A 638-nucleotide genomic window follows, 5' to 3' on the forward strand; every position below is an offset into this window, starting at 1 on the left:
CTCTTGTCTTACTGCCTGTTCTCATATTCAGTTGTACCATCCTCCTTTGCCATAACACACAAGTAATGGAGGACTTGTTCTCTTCTTTTCGGTCAGTCTTCCGATTATCCATTGACGGAAACTCTTTGCCTGTGGAGAAGCAAAGCGAAATGACAGCATCGTAATCATTTCAAGGTTGTATAAATCCACCGAACCATCCCTAAACAATAGCGTTTGCATTACCTCATCTTCCCTGAGCAAGCCCTCTTTGAAGATAGACTTGATGTGGCTGTTTACCTTGCCGGAGAATACGCCGAACAAGGAGGCTATTTCGCAAGCCGACATCCAAACGGTAATTGTCGGGATATGTATTTTTCCGTTCTCTCCAATGGTTATGATTTCTCTTTTCATCGTTCGTCCTCCTTTTATATAGTGATACCATTGAACTGCTCTATCTTACTCAGTTTGTCGGAAAGTGCCGCCATGTCCCGACTTTCCTTTTCGTGGGTGATTTTGGCGTAAATCTGCGTGGTGCGGATATTCGTGTGTCCGAGCATCTTGGAAAGGGTTTCGATGGGAACGCCGTTGGTCAGACAGATTTCCGTCGCCATGGTATGGCGGCTGGTATGCCACGTAATCTCTTTTTCGATACCGCAGAG

The 638-nt window shown here is 45.6% G+C and carries 2 protein-coding genes; both read right to left on the reverse strand.

From position 1 onward, the window contains the following. Nucleotides 1-27 precede the first annotated feature (27 nt). Nucleotides 28-390: a hypothetical protein gene (locus tag BN93_RS16105; RefSeq protein WP_019189292.1), complete on the reverse strand. Its 363-nt coding sequence runs from the start codon at nt 388-390 to the stop codon at nt 28-30. 14 nt (nt 391-404) lie between these two features. After that, the coding region (locus BN93_RS16110) for a tyrosine-type recombinase/integrase (RefSeq protein WP_019189293.1) at nt 405-638 on the reverse strand (234 nt) is incomplete at its 5' end.

It is taken from the genome of Prevotella conceptionensis 9403948 (assembly GCF_000312305.1).
GTDB classification, from domain to species: Bacteria; Bacteroidota; Bacteroidia; order Bacteroidales; family Bacteroidaceae; genus Prevotella; species Prevotella conceptionensis.

Coding starts and splice junctions, on each gene's coding strand:
- BN93_RS16105 (WP_019189292.1), bottom strand. CDS start 390: ATGAAAAGAGAAATCATAACCATTGGAGAGAACGGAAAAATACATATC.